The organism is Paenibacillus sp. J22P51 (genome assembly GCF_059692215.1).
This window is the reverse complement of sequence record NZ_JCAUAZ010000008.1, coordinates 62893-79756: the sequence shown is the minus strand read 5'-3', so window position 1 is coordinate 79756 and position 16864 is coordinate 62893. Positions and strand designations below refer to the sequence as shown.

Annotated in this window: 20 protein-coding genes; 19 read left to right on the top strand and 1 reads right to left on the bottom strand. The window is 36.8% G+C overall.

Annotation, left to right across the window (positions count from 1 at the left end; all coding sequences use genetic code 11):
- Positions 1–63 precede the first annotated feature (63 nt).
- The 15 genes from AC58QC_RS18015 to AC58QC_RS17945 all read left to right on the top strand — a co-directional run bounded on the left by AC58QC_RS18015 (position 64) and on the right by AC58QC_RS17945 (position 11976).
- Positions 64–255, top strand: a complete 192-nt coding sequence (locus AC58QC_RS18015; RefSeq protein WP_497416508.1) for a hypothetical protein — start codon at positions 64–66, stop codon at positions 253–255.
- Positions 256–278: 23 nt separating this feature from the next.
- Positions 279–854 carry an FxLYD domain-containing protein gene (locus AC58QC_RS18010; protein WP_497416507.1) on the top strand — a complete coding sequence of 192 codons (576 nt, stop codon included), beginning with the start codon at positions 279–281 and terminating at the stop codon, positions 852–854.
- 417 nt (positions 855–1271) lie between these two features.
- The gene (locus AC58QC_RS18005; RefSeq protein WP_497416506.1) at positions 1272–1682 is read left to right on the top strand and encodes a hypothetical protein; all 411 of its coding nucleotides are present in this window, start codon (positions 1272–1274) and stop codon (positions 1680–1682) included.
- 108 nt (positions 1683–1790) lie between these two features.
- Positions 1791–2471 carry a hypothetical protein gene (locus tag AC58QC_RS18000; protein WP_497416505.1) on the top strand — a complete coding sequence of 227 codons (681 nt, stop codon included), beginning with the start codon at positions 1791–1793 and terminating at the stop codon, positions 2469–2471.
- Entirely contained in the window at positions 2446–3054 is a 609-nt protein-coding gene (locus tag AC58QC_RS17995) for a hypothetical protein (protein ID WP_497416504.1), read from the top strand. The genes AC58QC_RS18000 and AC58QC_RS17995 overlap by 26 nt, the downstream gene beginning before the upstream one ends.
- Before the next feature lie 408 nt (positions 3055–3462).
- Positions 3463–3804 (top strand): hypothetical protein, encoded by a 342-nt coding sequence (locus AC58QC_RS17990; protein ID WP_497416503.1) that lies wholly within the window; start codon positions 3463–3465, stop codon positions 3802–3804.
- A gap of 196 nt (positions 3805–4000) precedes the next feature.
- Entirely contained in the window at positions 4001–4936 is a 936-nt protein-coding gene (locus tag AC58QC_RS17985) for a tyrosine-type recombinase/integrase (protein WP_497416502.1), read from the top strand.
- A gap of 223 nt (positions 4937–5159) precedes the next feature.
- Positions 5160–5765, top strand: coding sequence for a hypothetical protein (locus AC58QC_RS17980; RefSeq protein ID WP_497416501.1), 606 nt, complete (start codon positions 5160–5162; stop codon positions 5763–5765).
- 130 nt (positions 5766–5895) lie between these two features.
- A complete protein-coding gene (locus tag AC58QC_RS17975; protein WP_497416500.1) occupies positions 5896–7107 on the top strand; it encodes an MBL fold metallo-hydrolase in 1212 nt (403 codons plus the stop codon).
- Positions 7108–8273: 1166 nt separating this feature from the next.
- Positions 8274–9119: a hypothetical protein gene (locus AC58QC_RS17970; RefSeq protein WP_497416499.1), complete on the top strand. Its 846-nt coding sequence runs from the start codon at positions 8274–8276 to the stop codon at positions 9117–9119.
- Between the two features lie 411 nt (positions 9120–9530).
- Positions 9531–9743 (top strand): hypothetical protein, encoded by a 213-nt coding sequence (locus AC58QC_RS17965; RefSeq protein ID WP_497416498.1) that lies wholly within the window; start codon positions 9531–9533, stop codon positions 9741–9743.
- A gap of 16 nt (positions 9744–9759) precedes the next feature.
- A complete protein-coding gene (locus tag AC58QC_RS17960) occupies positions 9760–9933 on the top strand; it encodes a hypothetical protein (RefSeq protein WP_497416497.1) in 174 nt (57 codons plus the stop codon).
- Positions 9934–10011: 78 nt separating this feature from the next.
- Complete coding sequence (locus AC58QC_RS17955; RefSeq protein ID WP_497416496.1) at positions 10012–10188, top strand: AbrB/MazE/SpoVT family DNA-binding domain-containing protein; 177 nt, start codon at positions 10012–10014, stop codon at positions 10186–10188.
- Positions 10189–11090: 902 nt separating this feature from the next.
- A complete protein-coding gene (locus tag AC58QC_RS17950; RefSeq protein WP_497416495.1) occupies positions 11091–11309 on the top strand; it encodes a hypothetical protein in 219 nt (72 codons plus the stop codon).
- A 46-nt stretch (positions 11310–11355) separates the two neighbouring features.
- Entirely contained in the window at positions 11356–11976 is a 621-nt protein-coding gene (locus tag AC58QC_RS17945; RefSeq protein WP_497416494.1) for a TIR domain-containing protein, read from the top strand.
- A 453-nt stretch (positions 11977–12429) separates the two neighbouring features.
- On the opposite strand, the gene AC58QC_RS17940 is transcribed toward AC58QC_RS17945, so the two are convergent.
- Positions 12430–13287 carry a hypothetical protein gene (locus AC58QC_RS17940; protein WP_497416493.1) on the bottom strand — a complete coding sequence of 286 codons (858 nt, stop codon included), beginning with the start codon at positions 13285–13287 and terminating at the stop codon, positions 12430–12432.
- 279 nt (positions 13288–13566) lie between these two features.
- Between AC58QC_RS17940 and AC58QC_RS17935 the strand changes: the two genes are divergently transcribed.
- The 4 genes from AC58QC_RS17935 (at position 13567) to AC58QC_RS17920 (ending at position 16854) form a co-directional block, all read left to right on the top strand.
- Positions 13567–13905 (top strand): helix-turn-helix domain-containing protein, encoded by a 339-nt coding sequence (locus AC58QC_RS17935; protein WP_497416492.1) that lies wholly within the window; start codon positions 13567–13569, stop codon positions 13903–13905.
- Between the two features lie 150 nt (positions 13906–14055).
- Entirely contained in the window at positions 14056–14289 is a 234-nt protein-coding gene (locus AC58QC_RS17930) for a hypothetical protein (RefSeq protein WP_497416491.1), read from the top strand.
- A 308-nt stretch (positions 14290–14597) separates the two neighbouring features.
- The gene (locus AC58QC_RS17925) at positions 14598–15497 is read left to right on the top strand and encodes a LysR family transcriptional regulator (RefSeq protein ID WP_497416490.1); all 900 of its coding nucleotides are present in this window, start codon (positions 14598–14600) and stop codon (positions 15495–15497) included.
- 160 nt (positions 15498–15657) lie between these two features.
- Complete coding sequence (locus AC58QC_RS17920; RefSeq protein WP_497416489.1) at positions 15658–16854, top strand: M20 family metallopeptidase; 1197 nt, start codon at positions 15658–15660, stop codon at positions 16852–16854.
- Positions 16855–16864 lie beyond the last annotated feature (10 nt).

Below are 16864 nucleotides of genomic sequence, written 5' to 3'. Positions count from 1 at the left end.
AATACGTAAATATTCATAATTTCATTTATTTGAAGTTAATCTTTAGTACTGGACGGTGTTACGGTGAAACGTAAATTGAAGTTTCATGCTAAATTAACAGATGGAACAACGATTTCGACTATACCAATGGATGAAGAATTTGCTATTAACGCTCACATTGGAGTTCTTCTAAACACAATGAAGGAAATGGTCATAAACGATAAAAAGATTCGCAGGGACATGATAGAAGAAAGTTGGCTAGAAGACGCTGTTTAGTTTAGGGAAGGGGAGATAGCAGCTTGTTTAAAAACAAAGTGCATCTAACGGTTAACGATTGGGTTGGTGTTTTCATTCTTCTCTGCATTCCAGTGTTAAACATCGTTTTTCTGATAAGTTGGGCGGTAGACAAAGAAACAAATATGGCACTCAGGAATTTATCACGCGGATTCATAAAATTCAATTTCATTATCTTAATTATTGGTTTTGCCATAGCTGTAGCCTTAAAAGGAAAGTCATTAAACTTTGGTGGTCTGTCAGGCTTGTCGCCGCTTTCAAGTACAAGTACAAACGTTGTGACTCAAGCAATTGTACCAACTATTTCAGCCGAAAAGAAAATCACATTTGGCAACGTTATGATGCAGAAGAACAGTCTTGGAATTTATGATATTACTGGTGAAGCAACAAATGGCGATACACAAGCGCACACATTTACAATTATGGTTAGTTTTTATGATGAAAATAAAAAATTGATTGCGACAGCACAAGGCGTAGTCAACAATATTGGCGCAGGAGATACAAAAACATTCAAGGCAATGACGGCTGATGATATTTCTGCTTCCAAGAGTTATAAAGTAAGCGTAGATTCAATGTTATAAATTAAAGTAAAAGTAATTTTTTATAAAAGGTATTTTTAATTATAAACGGGCAGGCGAGGAAATGAGGAAAAAGAAAAGTAGCTGGAAACAAAAATGAATCAATCAATTAAATAAAAATGCTCAAAGAAATCCTGATCTTCTGGTGTTTAAATATCAATGTGCATTTGGACATATAAGTATTGAGCAATCAAAAGTCAGTGTCGTAGGCAGATGTGAAGCATGTAAGCGCGATGGTAAAGATTTAGCTCTACAATTTGTTGGCACTCATACGTTATCTCAGGCACAATATGATAAATCAAAGTTTAAAATATAAGCTTTAATGGTTAGAGCGCGCTGATAATGAAGAGTGGAATGTAATTGATGTAAGGGGTAAACCAGAATTAAATAATTAAAATGTAATTTTTAAGGAGGAAGCATATGGAGATTCAGAAAACGCAGCGTATTAAAATTGCAAAAAATGTAGTAAAAATTGCACTCGGAATCGTAGCTGTTTGTCTAGTCTTTATGTTTTATGGCTTTTATAAGAGCGCCAATGATCCAGTTGAAATAGCAAAGAAACAAGTTGATGGTTATATAAAAGCGGTCATGCTTAATGGCGATCGTAATGGATTTATTAGCAGCACTAATGCTAATCCAACGTCAAGACACCTAGACAATGTATACGAGTACAAGTATGACTCGACAGCATTGAAAGATGAAAGGTTCGTAGAAATCATCTATAAAGTAACATTTAGCAATAATGGAAAGCTGAGTTACGAGAGAGTTAAGTTTCAAGTACATACAGGTCGTGATATAGCATTTGGAATTACTGCAATTGATATTTTGTAACAAATTTGATAAAACATAGTTTTCAATAGACGCTGAAAAGCGTCTTTTTGTTTATTTCTCAGGATAAAAGGGAAAATAAAAGTATCCAAAATTAGGAAGGAGATTTCAATGTCACGACTGCTGCTTTTATTGCTTTCAATATCCCTGTTTCTGCAACCGGATGTTACTCTTGCACATCCAGACCAATCGCAAGATGCAAATAAGTTAACGGAACGGCTTAAACGATTAGAGCCGGATTTGCCAAAGGATATCGCTGAGCCACCTTTTGGTCAACGAGCGTTTCCGTCAGAGCTAAAACCGCCACAAGAAATACTCAGAAGCGGCAATAAGCTTCCGTATAAAGTGCTGCTTGATAAACCCGATTGGGAGCGTCCGGTTTATAAATCTTACTGGCATAGTAGTGCTTCGGGTCGATGGTCATATATACCGCACCGTTTGCATTACGCTCAACATCGTTTGTTTACTACACCGACAGCCGCCCTATCTAATTATTATGATTTCGTCCATAATCTTGGTTTGAGCGAAGAGTTGATGAATGTTCAGGCTCAACCTCAAGATGCGGAGAGGGAAAGATTTATCGGTCAAATCATGGTAGTTGTTATGCAAGCGAATATTGAAAATGTGCTGACAAGTGGTAATCAAGTTGTGATTGTTGCTAGACCCCAAAGAAATGGCGTACAAGCGTTGACGGTGAACAAAGTTGATATGAAGCTTGATAATCCAAATGAAGCGGTACTGTTTCAGCTACTGAAGACAGAGGGTGATGAAATTGATTATTCGGTTTATTAGATGTATCGCGGTTGCTCTTGTTTTATTGGTATCTTCAATTGATTGCGTTCAAGCAAGTACGGCAATAGATACGATTGAAGCAACCATGAATTTCAAAGTTTCTACTGTGTTGGATGGATATGGAACGAAGGAGAAACCTTTTAGTGATGAATCATTTAAGCCTATACATAATGCCCGTCTAATTATCATTGATCGAAATGGTCACATCGCAGCAAATGGTTTAACAGATAATAGAGGTGAGTGGATCGTAACCATTAATACGTCAATTGATCCACGTTTTCCATCAAAGAGGATGGGTATAGTTACTGTAATTACGGTAGCAGATGGGTTTAATGAGTGCATAAAGTTTAATGTACCCGTAAACGAGCATGGATATGGAACAGGTAGTGCATCAGTCGTTCTTAGACCGATAAGACCTGATGCGCGTAATGAACCGTCATTCGATGCCGCGTTTCATCGGTTTACTGTTTTTGGTATGCTGGATTACTATGCCAATGAAGTCGGGCTTGCAAAACAGAAACAGATTAAAGGTGCAGAAGGCTTCGGTGAAGTTGATATGCCTTGGAGTGCAAAAATGAAGTAGAAACACTTCGACGCTGCATCGTATGAGCGTTTTTTCTTATTCACCGCGATGGCGATCCGTAAGTTCAACTTGATCCATTAATTCACATTGCAAGTATAAAGTTGATAATGCAATAATTAATATACGCTTGTTATATGAGAACCCCCTAATTAAGTTGGTGAAAAAAGATGGAAACTATTATTGGTATTCTAGGTCGATTCATTGGTTGGCTAATATTTGAAATTATTATAGACTGTATCTTTAAATTATTGGGATATGTCATTGGTAAGATAATTTCTTTAATCACCATAGTCTCAAAAGGTGTTTATAGGGTTTTAAAAGCGCAATAATTGATAGCAGTAATTCATCAAATGCTTGGCATTTTTGCATAATTGTTTTGATAGTACAAAAAAAGGGGCATTAAAATAGGTGGATAAAGTAGGCATTGTATTCATTATTTTTATATTAATAATTTGTATTTTTGGTATTCTGGAAAGTAAAAGGTTTATAAATAAAAAAGTTGCAAATATGATTATTTATCCAATATTAACAGGAGCGTTATTAATTGTACTTGATTTAGTTGACCATCCTGAACAATGGTCTTCCCCATTACAAATTTCAAAAAAAGTATTATTTAATTTATATTTCATGTTAAGTTTATCGACACCTCACTTGCCTATATCAAAGAAATTAAAACGTTTAATCTATATTCCTGCAGTTGTTATTGTTCTTTATTTGATTTGGAAGTTTATATCATTCCTTATAAGATAATCTGACCTTGCGCCACTAGTATTTGAGAAAACCGACGACAGCCGCCGCTGCATTGTATCAGCGGTTTATTTTGTTGAAAAAATACTGCTGATAAATAATATTATCAGATGAATATCCCTGAAAACCATTGGCAATTCATCTGATAATACCTTATTCTGATATTGTTAATTCATCTGATAATACAAAATAGAAAAGGGTGTTCAAGATACATAACTATCATACGGAATTTCAGGCATGGTTACAGAATGAGGACAAGGGTGAAAAGACAATACGTTCATATGGTAGTGAGTTAAAAAAGTTCTTTAAATGGTATGAGCAAACAGAAGGGAATCTGCTTGTTCCGAATGATGTGACTTCAATTCAAATTATGGACTACCGCTCTTATTTAATGAACACATTGGAGCAGAAACCTGCCACAGTCAATAAAGCTCTAGCAGTATTGAAGACTTTCTTCGGCTGGTCGTTTGAAAAAGGACACGGGAAAGTAAATCCGGCTTTAAAAGTAAAGATGAAGCGGGTGCAACAATCATATGCTCCAAAGTGGTTGACGGATCAGGAACAAAATCGTTTAATCTATGCTTTGGAAACTGAGAAGAACGAGTTCAAGCAAGCTAGGGACAAAGCCGTAATAATGGCGGCGTTATATGCTGGGCTTCGCATTGAAGAGATAAGTGATTTGAAAATTGACCATATTGATATGAAGACAGGTACGATTGCAGTGGTAGACGGTAAGGGTGGTAAGTATAGAACTGTACCCCTGCACAATGAACTGAAGAAGGCTATTAGGAATTGGTTGAATTACCGTTCTCAAAGTGAAAAGCATCAGCCCCAGGACAGTTCCTTTCTATTCGTATCAGAGCGATCAGGTCAAATGACAACAAGAGCAATAGCGTTTATGATGGATGGATATTTGGAACGGTGTGGGCTTTTGGCGCGCTCTGAGAAGGGTGAGAAGTTAATTGGACAACTCTCGTTTCATTCTCTGCGCCATACGTTCTGTAAGAGCTTAGTAAATGCAGGTGTACCGATCCAGAACGTTGCGCGACTTGCAGGTCATGATTCGATTCAAACGACAATGAGATATGTTGAACCGTCAGAACAGGATCTGCGGAAGGCAATACAATCAATATAAGCTGATCTAGTGCTACCATGCGGTAGTGCTTTTTTGTATGGGGAGGGCGGGGGTAGAATCTACTCTTTCTTAGATTTCAAAAATGCTCCAAGGGGGTAGCGCATCCGAAGACAGACTGTAAAAATTAATACATTGAAGAACGGAAATGGTATTATAGATTTTACCAACTAATATATGTGGTTTTAGCCACCAATTAGTTATGCTTATTAATAAGTTTGGAGGATTGGTTTGCATAAATAACTTCTTGAGGACAGATGAAAGACATGAAGCACTAAAAGCGCTAGAAAAATCTTATCAATTTATATGTGAAGCAAACGAAGACATATATCAATGGAAATGGGCAATAATCGCAGTACATAACTCACTTCAAGCATTTATGGTAGTAGCACTGAAAGGTAGTAATTCATTAAATGTTATGAAAAGTAAATCTGCTAAGGAATGGTTGGCAGCTTATGAAGCTAACACACCATATCCTACTGTTTATTTAGACTTCTTTTTAGACCTATATAAGAAGATACAAACGGATAGAATGAATCATTTTACAAACAGCAAGGGTTTCATTTCTAGTAAACAAATTGATTATTCAATATCAAGACTAAATGAAATCAGGAATGAATTTGTTCACTTTACCCCAAAAGGATATTCTTTGGAGATCAGCGGCTTGCCGCACATTCTATTAGACGCAATCAAGGTAGTAGACTTTTTGGTCAATGAATCAGGCAATGTACATTTTTTTGAAGAAGGGCAGTATGAAAGTACAACTTGTTTTATCAGACAAGTTAAAGAAATATTAAAGATAATTGAATCTAAATATATGGCAAATCCGTGATTTGTCAATCTTTTAATGGAGTTGATTTGTTTTGCACTCATGGGTATTTCAAGGTAATCATAAAAAATTTGCTGCACTTCTAAAGTGAAAAACTATTAAAACAACTACTATTATTGCTGGAGAGAATAATATGAATGTAAAATTTACAGCATTTGATGTTTATGAAGGAGACGCATTTTTGTATGAGTACGAAAATAAATCTATTTTGGTGGATGGAGGAAGAAATTGCTTTGGAAATCCATATTTTAGTCAGAAATTTAAAGAAAAAACAAGACTCAGGCATGTCAATTATGTTGTATGCACTCATGCTGATGCGGACCATTCCGAAGGCATTGAAGATTTCTTGAAATGTTCAGATCTTTCTTGTGACGAGGTATGGTTACCTGCAACTTGGTTAGATGAATTATTAGAAATTCAAGATTTATCAATAGATCAAATTATTAATAAAGTTTTTAAATATATTCAAAACAAACGTCAAGACAAATGTAAATCGGATGATACTGGGGAAATTATTAATTACGATCCTGATAATGTTAAGAGTTGGTTGAATAAATTATTGAATAATCCACATGTCAATATTATTGGAAATTGGATTAGGGAAATAAAATTTTATTATGAAAATTCATCTCCTTTAATGAAGTATTTTAAATTAATTATTGATGATTTTGATTTAAATGAAGATGAATTTAATGAATTTATTAATAGCTTATTTAGTATGACCATTATTAGTTCAATTGCGCAAGCTGCCTATTTAAAGAATGCTTTAATACGATGGTTCAGATTTCAAGATGGATACGATTCAGATTTAAATGATTATTTCATTAGACCTTTATGTCATAAAGAGGAATTGGTAATAAAGAGAAATATTAACGATGAAGACATATTTCATTATATTCCTGACAAAAGTTATAAAACTTTTCTTAGTCCAAGTAATAAGCAAAGTATTGTATTGGAAACTAGAAGAGGACCTTATGTGTTATTTAGTGCCGACTCCGATCTGGCTTCTTGTACTTTAAATTTAAGAGGTGAAAGGAGTGTTTTCTTTACAGTCCCACATCATGGCTCTAAAAATAATAGAGAAGCATTCGAGAAAATTCATACAGAATTATTGCAAAACCAATATCAAACAAATGATGTTATATGGATTAGAGGACATAATTCATCTGTAGAATTTGATATTAACTTTAAAAAAACTATGATTGGCAGAAAGTATTGTACTAAATGTAAGGATTGGACAATAAAAAATGAGAGTTCAACTTCACCGCAATTGGTAGTATTTAATTTTAATAGTAACTCGTGGCATACTACAAATTTATCTTGTGAGTGTAAGGTTGATCCCTAGATTCTTTCTCAGCGATTGAATTAACAAATTCATCCTAATAATGACTGGCTTAGAAATGAAGGATTTTGCAATATGAAGATTGACAACATTGAGATGAAAATAGGCACAGCAACGGTTTTTGACTGTTAAGGTCAAATATAGAACTGTACCGCTACAAAATGAGTAAAAGAAGGCAACTAGGACTTGGTTGAATTACCGAGCGCAAAGTGATAAGTCAATTCATCAGGAAAGTACTTTTTTATACGTATCGGAGCGATCGGGTCAAATGACAACTAGAGCAATAGCGTTTATGATGGAATGCTATATAGAGCGATGTGGGCTACTGGAACGATTAGCGAAGGCGAGAAGTTAGGAGGGTAGCACTCAATTCATTCTTTGCGGCATACGTTTTGCAAAAGCTTGGGTAATGCAGGTGTGTCGATCCAGAACGTTGCAAGGCTTGCAGGGCATTGATTCGATTCAAACGACAATGAGATATGTAGAGCCGTCTGAGCAGGATTTAAGGAAGGCGATTCAATCAATATGATGATTCCGGCGCTACCATATGGTAGTGCTTTTTTGTTAGGGAAGGACGGGGCTAGTATCTACTCGTTCTTTGATTTCGAATATGCTATATGGCGGCAGCACATCCGACGACACGATATAAAAATAGGAATAGGATCATTGACTCGTCGAAATTTTTAGTTATGTTCATTTTGAGGTATGAAGGGAGGGGGAGTTCAATGTGAAGCTTCAGATTTGCTTCTAAGGCTTCTGAACTTCGGAAGGTGGAATATATCATATTTAACATGAAATCAAACTAAGGGCATGTTTTGCGCGTCTGGTGACGAATCAGATAAATTATTGTTGACAATCACAAATAGACCATGCTATCATAATAGCAGGTCGATAGAGAAAGGATATGCAATTGGATTAATGCTAATAACTTTCATTCAGATGTTGACGCATCTGATGAATTGTGATTTTCTATACATTGCTTTATCACATGTCATGGGCTACGACTTTGATGATAGCATATTGCTCATGGTAATTGCAATATTTTTATTTTGAGCAATGGTGTCTAGTTAATTCTTTAGTATTGTTCCTTCCCACTGAGGAGGGTAGAGGAGTATCGGGGTATGCATACCTTTTCTTTCATGGTCTAATAAATGAAAGCAGGTGGCGAAATGCCCATTTTATCAGCGGTATTTGTTAAAGATGGTTTAGTTAAGGAATACAAGAAGGGTGAAATTAACTCCAAGTTCTATATGAATAATTTGAAAGGGTGGCTGTACTGCCCTACCCCTAATTGTAATGCAAGAGTTATTTATAGTTCAGGTGTTAGAAGTTACCTCAAAACCTGGAATAATGAAGATCACATCGACGGTTGTTTACATAAGTTTGACAGAATTAAGGGTAGACATGGGATAGATACAACTAGTGTGATTGCAGCTGAATTATCCGATGAACAAAAGAAGAGACGGTTGCAGGATGCCTTTAAGCAATACACAATGACTGATAAAGAGAAGGAACAGCTGAAAGAAAAACGCTCGCACCGTAGAACTAATCCAACGACGATCGAAAGCGGGAGTAGACCGAGTACGCGTTTAGTTCTTGTCGGAGGAATGAAGGCTGATGAAGCTTCAAAGTTTGGAGTAAGAGGACCAACTTGTCCGAAGCGAACACCTGGTATGATAACTTCAAATGATAACGGTACGACAAGATTACTTATGGGTAAAATCAAAGAAATCATTTTGAATAACGATTTGACAGCGACTATCATTGTTAATGAGAATGATACCGACGTTCTTGTTAAATTTGAGGAAGCATTTCGAGCGAATAGCCAAAACTACCTTGGGCTGTTTCACCATATAAAAAGATACTGCGGTGAAACAAGTGATGTAGTATTTACTGGTATTGGGGAGATAAGACAGTCCAATGCTGAATGTTTTGAATTGTCAGTCTTCTATGGTAATGATTTTCAGATCAATCGAATGAATCTATTGATGCTTTCTGCACATTATTCTCATTAATTTTTTAGGTCATTACGGTTCTTCCCAGTATCTATGACTATGATTGATAAGAGCGCGGCACATCTGCCGCGTTTTTTATTGCCATTACTGCCAGGTAATATTGTATAATAAAACATACGCAACAAGTATTTTCAATAGAGGAAGAAATGAGATTAGGGTTGCTATTGCTTTGCCAGATAACAACGGTCATAGAAAATTAACGGATCAAATACGTCATGTCTTACAATCGTTAAAGATAATTGTAATCTGGGTTAAAGCAAGGGACAGCGTAATAATTGATAACTTCTAATGCGCATATGTCTTTGAGCGTGAGGTTAGCATCACTGATACATGCTGCTAATAGTACATACTTCTCTGATACAGTTATTTAATAGTAATCTATGTAGTATCAGACGAATTGGACGTGTTAACATGAAATATTTGCTGAATTGGAAGCATTGGGTGCTGTTTGTACTTGTTACAATATCCTTAATGACAGGTTTTAGGCAGTATATGATCGGAAGTCAAGATGGATTTTTGCTTTTGCTCAGTATGGCTCTGATGTGTTTTATGGCTGTTGTACATATCGCTTATCACGAAGGTAGAAAAAGCATCTGTGATGAAAAGAACGAACACGCCAAATGAGGGAGTAACGAGTAGTATGACTAATCCTAACGATGATAAAGAGAAGCGGGCAAAATCAGTAGATGAGAAATACAAAAAACAAGAAGTAAAGACTGCTGCTTATGATGCTATGAGAAGCGCTATTGGTTCTATAACGCCGGAAGAATCTGAGGGAATTAAGCGCGGCAGAGAAGAAGATTGGGAAAGATAAAGTGATTGTTATATTCTGACTTGAAATAGCTGGAATTAACTGATGGCAATAACGCTAATTCTAATTGGAGGTTAAGTAATGGCTAAAGTTTATTTGTCTGGAAGAATGACAAGCGATGGACAGATTACATTACCAATTGATTTGATAAATCACCTTCAAATTAGTGAAGGAGATAGATTGAATTTCACAATCAGTGAGTCTGGCAATGTGAAATTTACTGGGATCATAAAGAATGGGGATATAGAAGATAAATGAAGCATAAAGCTTCGATAACATTGAATGTGGAAGTTTTATGTATAGTGCTATACGTCTGGAAAATTAGAGGTTTTTGATGGCATGTTATGTGGAGAACAATTAGCTGCGGATAAAAATGCTAAAGCTTCTTCTACAACTTAGGTGTAGAGAGGACGTTTCAGCTTATCCCGGTGAGTTGCTTGAATAGTTTCCTGCTTTAGTTCAAATGACACGGGGGATCGTTTACAAATGAATGTTTAGAAAGAGCTTATTAAGAAGATGGTGAAATGGAGAAAGCATTATGATTGGCTACAAACAACAGAGGAATTATTGTGTAGAGGATGTTACGAAACTACAATGGATTGTGAATGTGTAGAAGAATTGGGTACGGAAATTTTGCTGGAATTGACCCGAACAGTCGAATAGGAATGAGTAGAGGATTCGGTAACATTGTATGCGGAGATTTGAAGTATAAGAGGAACTTCATTAATATAGCCGTAGAAAAAGATGATTTTATGCGAGCAACATCAATTGCTGAAATATTGCCCAAGGATTTTCCTTCGAAGGACTAATAGTAGCGAAAGATACAATATTTGGAATTGAAATTAACAACCCGTTCAGTCGCGTTAGTCGACTTCTACGGGTTGTATTTATTATTCGCCACTGCAGTTCAGTTCAACTCATAAGATCGCGTAGAAGCCGCTGTGATGGGGGCTGGGAATCAATAAGATTCTGATTTTAAGTCGGTCGTATGTTTGGGCGGTGAAATTGAAGTAACGGGCTGTTTTAGCGTAATTAGAATAGAGAAGCAATAGATTATTTCAACACTATGATTGGGGAGCTGCATGTTCTCATTGCCTTCGTTATAAGTTATGGGATACAATTTTCTATAAGACTATTAATTTAAGAAGGGGGCAACAAGAATGTCCACCAGCAAAAAAAAGCCACAACCGGTTGAAAAGAGAAATACTACCTTGCTCGTGCCGCGAGTCGAAGCAGCGGAAAAAATTGAAACACAACTTGAAAAGGGTCGCCAACTCATGGATAAGGAAATTACGTCAGTCAGTTCTCTTACTGAGTCTAATGAAGGTGAGATCCAAATGGAAGGCTTTTACCAAGGGCTTATTAGAGCATCTATTTGATGACGATTCGATTGCCAATGAGTTTGACTGGGCAGCCAGAAGAGGAATGGTTTCTTTCGGAGAAACTCCTTTTTATCAGAAAGTCGAGGATTTCCAATCGGATACGCGCAGTTATGTTCTTAAATTAGAATCCATCCATGAAAGACTTGTAATATTTAAGGAACCTGAGCATCCATCAATAAAGGCGGATCATACTGCGAAGCCTAAGGTTCACCTTGATTCGAAAAAAGTGTTTATCGTTCACGGTCACGACAATGAGGTGAAGGAAACAGTTGCGAGATTTACCGAGAAGTTACGCTTAAACGCAATCATCCTTCATGAGCAACCTAATGGCGGAAAAACGATTATAGAAAAACTCGAGAGAGATGCAAATGATGTCGCATTTGCCATTGTTTTATTGACGCCTGACGATATTGGACATCCTAAAGATCATCAAAACCAGTCTAAACTTCGTGCTAGGCAAAACGTAATTTTAGAGCTTGGGTATTTCATGGGTTTGATCGGTAGAGATAGGGTTGTTGGACTAGTGAAACCCGGGCTTGAAATACCAACTGATTTTCAAGGCGTGTCATATATTGAAATAGATCCCGCTGGTGCTTGGAGACTTCTGCTTGCCAGAGAAATCAAAGCGGTAGGAATTGATATTAATTTGAATGATGCTATGTAAATCAATAAAATATCTATTAAGATGTGTTAATAATGGGAAAATAATAGTATTGCAGTATGACTGGATCCTGGTGAAGTAGTACTATCAATTAACGAAAAACGTTGAGTTGAATAGTGAACAGCCTAGAAGTAAGTATATGGATTATATATGTTAAAACTTTGCCGTTGCTAAACGAAATCTAATCCACTTTACTTACTTTTCCGCGTTAGACAGAGACGTAGCAGCACTCTGTAACCTACAATCCGCTGATGTGGGGGCGAACGCCTATGAGTGGTTTTATGATTTGAGCTGATGATAAAAACTTTCCATTTGGATTGTAATTATCAATCTAGGAGAGCGGTTAACATTTCAGGATAAAAGCAAATACTGGTCGATCTGATCGGTGTTTATTTGTTTCCAAAACCAATAGTACATACAATTAGCAAAACAAAAAAGCAGCCGTGATAGGCTGCTTTAGCTTTTTATTGGTATTAGTTTAGAAATGATTTTCTTGGCGACATCTATTACTTCTTTCTCCGTTTTATGGATTGAAGCTTTGTCCCATAAGACAAAATGCTCCCAATTATGATTTGATAGGTAATTTTCTTTTTCAATATCAGCTCTATCATTATCTTTATGCCATGCTTTTCCATGGAACTCTACAGAAAATTTATAATGTTTATTGGTGATGTTATTAATGATGATAATTGGTATATCGATTTCCTTGTCTTTCAATACTCCCCAATCATTAAAACCAACTACAACTTCAAATTCATGGAGATTATTACTTATAACTAGGTCTGTTAAATGAATTGTAAAAAGATCACGTACCATTTCCTGCTTATTTGAATAACTATTTGACTTGTTCCTTGTATGTCTTATTTTGGAAAATATCTGAGTATAGTCAATCAAACCTGTCCTTACAGCATCTTTTCTTGCTTGTTGTGGGCTTTTTTCCATTCCGAAATGTTTTAAATGCTTACTTATAGTCCTTGGATTTAAGCCTAACATCGATTGTAAGACGGCAATTGAGTGTCCTTCCTCAATGTATTTATTATATAGGTAATCACGATATTGAAGTCCAGTTAATTTCGGAATTTCCTCTTCAAAATCAATCCTTGTTTTGCCTACAAGCTGTGGAAACAATGCTTTGTCTTTACGCCGGAAGCGCTCATTGAAGAATGGTCTCATCACATAGTCAGAAGTTTTGAGTTTTAAAATTCTAGCTATTTCAGTAGGAGATAATCCTTGATCCAACATCTCTTTAGCAATATCCTTGAATTTTCTTCCTGTTTCACTTTCAATATCCGATGGTTTTTTTGTATACAACATCTATTAAATAACCCCCCTCTATCTATTCCACGACAACATCGAAAAAAAATACTGTTGGTAATAAACCATTGGCTCAAGATTCTTTTGAGTTGCTCTGAAGCGATTGAACTATAGTGGCAATCAAGCTATCAACCATTCTGGTAGTCGTGATGCTGATAAGATAGTACTATCATACACCGAATATGTCTATTTGGTCTTAAAAAAATATAAATACGTCCCGACGCATCATTCATTGAATATCCTCTATTATCTACACTCGTCATAAGAGGTGTAGAAACTATGACCGATGTAAAAAAACTTGTGGGGAACCGTATTAGGGAGATCCGAAAAGGAAAAGGATTTTCACAAGAGAGTTTAGCTGAAAAAGCAGGCTTTCATTACACATATTTAGGTAGGATTGAACGCGGTGAAAAAAATATATCTCTCGAAAACCTTGAAAAGATAGCAAATGCATTGAATGTAGGAGTTCACCAGTTTTTTAGTTACGCTTTCCAATTAGAGCAACTGACTGAAGGAGAGAAGGAAGCAAAGGAAATTTTAGAATTGCTATTGAAGCAGGAGAGTCTCTCTTTATCTAAGGCGAAAAATATTTTGAAAGAATTATTTAAGGAAAAATAATTAAAACTATGCAATTGAGTTTATTCAAAAGAGAGTAAGCGACTTATAATTCCGAACGGTGAGTAACGAGGATACTTATCAATTATTTTGGTCGGTTTTTGGTCGGCAACGATTAATAATGTAAGGATATCAAGGGTGACTCGAAGTTTGATGCAAAGAATGAAACAGCTGCAAAAAGCCTTGTTTTATAGGGTGTCAGGAGCTTTGTTTGCATCTAAGGATATTCGCGGAAACATATATAAAAACAGAGGAACCTGCCCCGTTGGCTGGGTTCCTTTTTTTTGTTTGGGGGTGAAGCCCTTGCCACATAAGGGTTTGTTGATGATTGTATTTATGTATAGTTCCGTTTCAACCCATGCTCGAAAATTACAAAACAATTTATAAAAGAAGTGTAGTATACAATTTAATGGCATCTTTGGATCACATTGTTGAAAATTTAAACACGAACCAACTTGGTATCGTGTTTTTTTGTGCAGAAAAACACCGTTTTGCGACAATTCATCTTACAATAATCATACGAAACGTCAAAACATAATACAGAAGGTATCCTTGTAGCGGTAAAGCTAGGAACATTTAACGTAGCACCAAAGTCTATAGGTCATGGAATGACGTTGCCGCGGGACAACACGACTGATAGTAGGTTATAATTATGAGATAATGCTCAACAATTATGAATGAGGTGAAAAATAGAAATGAACGAGAAAGACTGTTTGATGCTCCAATTCATATCGGAAGAGCAGAGTTTGACAAAAGCAGCGGAACGTCTTTTTATAACGCAACCGGCGCTTACTTATCGACTACAGCAACTAGAAAAAGATTTCGGGGTCCCCATTATTACGAAAAGTGCAAAAGGTGTTAAGCTGACACCGGAAGGTGAATACTTAGTCACTTACGCTAAAAAAAATCTTATAGATTTAAGAAATACGAAAGATTATCTCGTCAACATGCGAAATGAGGTAACAGGGAATCTTAGAATCGGAGTTTTCAGCTATTTTGGCCTTCATAATCTTCCTCCACTATTAAGAAGCTTTCTTAATGCCAATCCTAATGTGCAAATCAATGTTCATACAGGTTTGAGTAATGAAATATTTGAATTGCTGCAGCTTGAAGATATCCACTTGGCGATTGTTAGAGGAGAATTCCATTGGTTTGACGCAAAATACCTGATCAATGAAGGGTACATTAGCGTGATTTCTCAAGAGAAAATCGAGTTGGATAAGTTGCCTGAACTACCTAGAATTAATTATAAGGTTCAAAAACTTACCGGAAAATCGTCCTCAAGCTATATTCAATCGCACTCTTCCTTGAGCCGCACGATAGAGGATTGGTGGTATGAGAAATTTAAAGTGCCTCCGTATATAACCATGCAAGTAGATACCTACGAGACCTGCAAGGAAATGGTGAAGAACGGATTGGGGTACGCCATTATTCCTAGTATGTTTGTTAAACCGGAGGATGGCTTGCATCAGATCCATTTAGTGAGAAATAACTGCGAACCGATTAAGAGAGACACCTGGATGTTGTACAGGGAAACATCCTTGCAATATACGGTTGTGAATCGTTTCGTCTCCTATATTAAAAATTTAACTTAAAAAATTACGGGGAACCAGTTCAGTTTGGTTCCTTTTAATTTGTCATAAAATTTTTTTTGGTCAAGACTCAAAAAATATTAATTTTACTTATAAGGTAGAGGTGCTTTAAAATAAACTTAACCCTAGATAAGGCGTTATGAACGAAAGGCGATGATAGAAAGTGTTCCAAGAGTTAGTACTAGCTAAAAATCAAATTCAGCAAGCTGTTGATGTCCGTGACAATGAATTGCGAGAATTAGCTCTTAAAATTCATTCCAATCCGGAACTAGCGTTCAACGAGTATAAAGCCGTTCAATGGTTAACGGAGCCTTTAAGGGAAGCAGGTTTCGAGGTGGAAATTGGTATTGCCGGTTTGGGAACCGCTTTCAGAGCCTCGTGGATGGGTAGCAAGGATGGACCAACCATTGCCCTACTCGCAGAATACGATGCTTTGCCTGAGATCGGGCATGCCTGCGGCCATAACCTTATTGGCACGACAGCTGTTGGCGCTGCTTTAGCTTTAAAGGATGCTTTCCCGGATTTACCGGGGAGAATTGAGGTCTATGGAACTCCAGCAGAGGAAGACGGCGGCGGTAAAATCATTATGACTAACCATGGCATCTTCGATCACGTGGATGCGGTCATGCTTTGTCATCCGCGTCAAAGCAATATGGTGATGCGCGGCGGACTGGCGTGTGTGGATACAACTTTAAAATTTTATGGAAAACAAGCTCATGCCTCGTCAGAGCCGGATAAAGGGATCAGTGCATTAGAGGCATTAGTAAACTCTTATGTTACCATTAACTCTTTGCGTCAGTTTTTTAAACAGGATGTTAGAATTCATGGAATTATAACTAAAGGGGGAGAGGCCCCTAATATTGTGCCTGAATATTGCGAAGCCAAATTTATGTTTAGAGCTTCTACGGTAAAAGAGTTGGAGGTAGTAAGAGATAAAATTTATTCGGCAGTGCGTCATTGTACGGAAGCTGTCGGGGCAAGATTAGAAGTAGAAGAAGGACTCATCTATGCCGAGAGAAACAATAATAAATTTTTATCCGGATTATTTAAAGACAACTTAATTTCAATGGGTCTCGAGGTAACTAACCCTCCAGAATATGGAGGAATAGGTTCCTCAGATATAGGCAATGTAGGACAAGTGACTGCCACCATACATCCTTACTTCAGGATTGGCGACGTCAGACCACATACCCCTGAATTTCGCGATGCTGCCGGCTCAGAGGGGGGGATGCTGGGATTGAACCAAGCTACCAAAGCTCTGGCCATGACCGCTTACGATTTATGTGCTGACCCTAATTTGCTCCGCCAGGTTCGCGATGAGTTTGAAAAATGGAAATCAGGTAATGAAGTTAACTATTAATAACGAAACA

Coding starts and splice junctions, on each gene's coding strand:
- AC58QC_RS18005 (WP_497416506.1), top strand. CDS start 1,272: ATGGAGATTCAGAAAACGCAGCGTATTAAAATTGCAAAAAATGTAGTA.
- AC58QC_RS18000 (WP_497416505.1), top strand. CDS start 1,791: ATGTCACGACTGCTGCTTTTATTGCTTTCAATATCCCTGTTTCTGCAA.
- AC58QC_RS17995 (WP_497416504.1), top strand. CDS start 2,446: ATGAAATTGATTATTCGGTTTATTAGATGTATCGCGGTTGCTCTTGTT.
- AC58QC_RS17975 (WP_497416500.1), top strand. CDS start 5,896: ATGAATGTAAAATTTACAGCATTTGATGTTTATGAAGGAGACGCATTT.
- AC58QC_RS17970 (WP_497416499.1), top strand. CDS start 8,274: ATGCCCATTTTATCAGCGGTATTTGTTAAAGATGGTTTAGTTAAGGAA.
- AC58QC_RS17965 (WP_497416498.1), top strand. CDS start 9,531: ATGAAATATTTGCTGAATTGGAAGCATTGGGTGCTGTTTGTACTTGTT.
- AC58QC_RS17960 (WP_497416497.1), top strand. CDS start 9,760: ATGACTAATCCTAACGATGATAAAGAGAAGCGGGCAAAATCAGTAGAT.
- AC58QC_RS17955 (WP_497416496.1), top strand. CDS start 10,012: ATGGCTAAAGTTTATTTGTCTGGAAGAATGACAAGCGATGGACAGATT.
- AC58QC_RS17950 (WP_497416495.1), top strand. CDS start 11,091: ATGTCCACCAGCAAAAAAAAGCCACAACCGGTTGAAAAGAGAAATACT.
- AC58QC_RS17945 (WP_497416494.1), top strand. CDS start 11,356: ATGGTTTCTTTCGGAGAAACTCCTTTTTATCAGAAAGTCGAGGATTTC.
- AC58QC_RS17940 (WP_497416493.1), bottom strand. CDS start 13,287: ATGTTGTATACAAAAAAACCATCGGATATTGAAAGTGAAACAGGAAGA.
- AC58QC_RS17935 (WP_497416492.1), top strand. CDS start 13,567: ATGACCGATGTAAAAAAACTTGTGGGGAACCGTATTAGGGAGATCCGA.
- AC58QC_RS17930 (WP_497416491.1), top strand. CDS start 14,056: ATGCAAAGAATGAAACAGCTGCAAAAAGCCTTGTTTTATAGGGTGTCA.
- AC58QC_RS17925 (WP_497416490.1), top strand. CDS start 14,598: ATGAACGAGAAAGACTGTTTGATGCTCCAATTCATATCGGAAGAGCAG.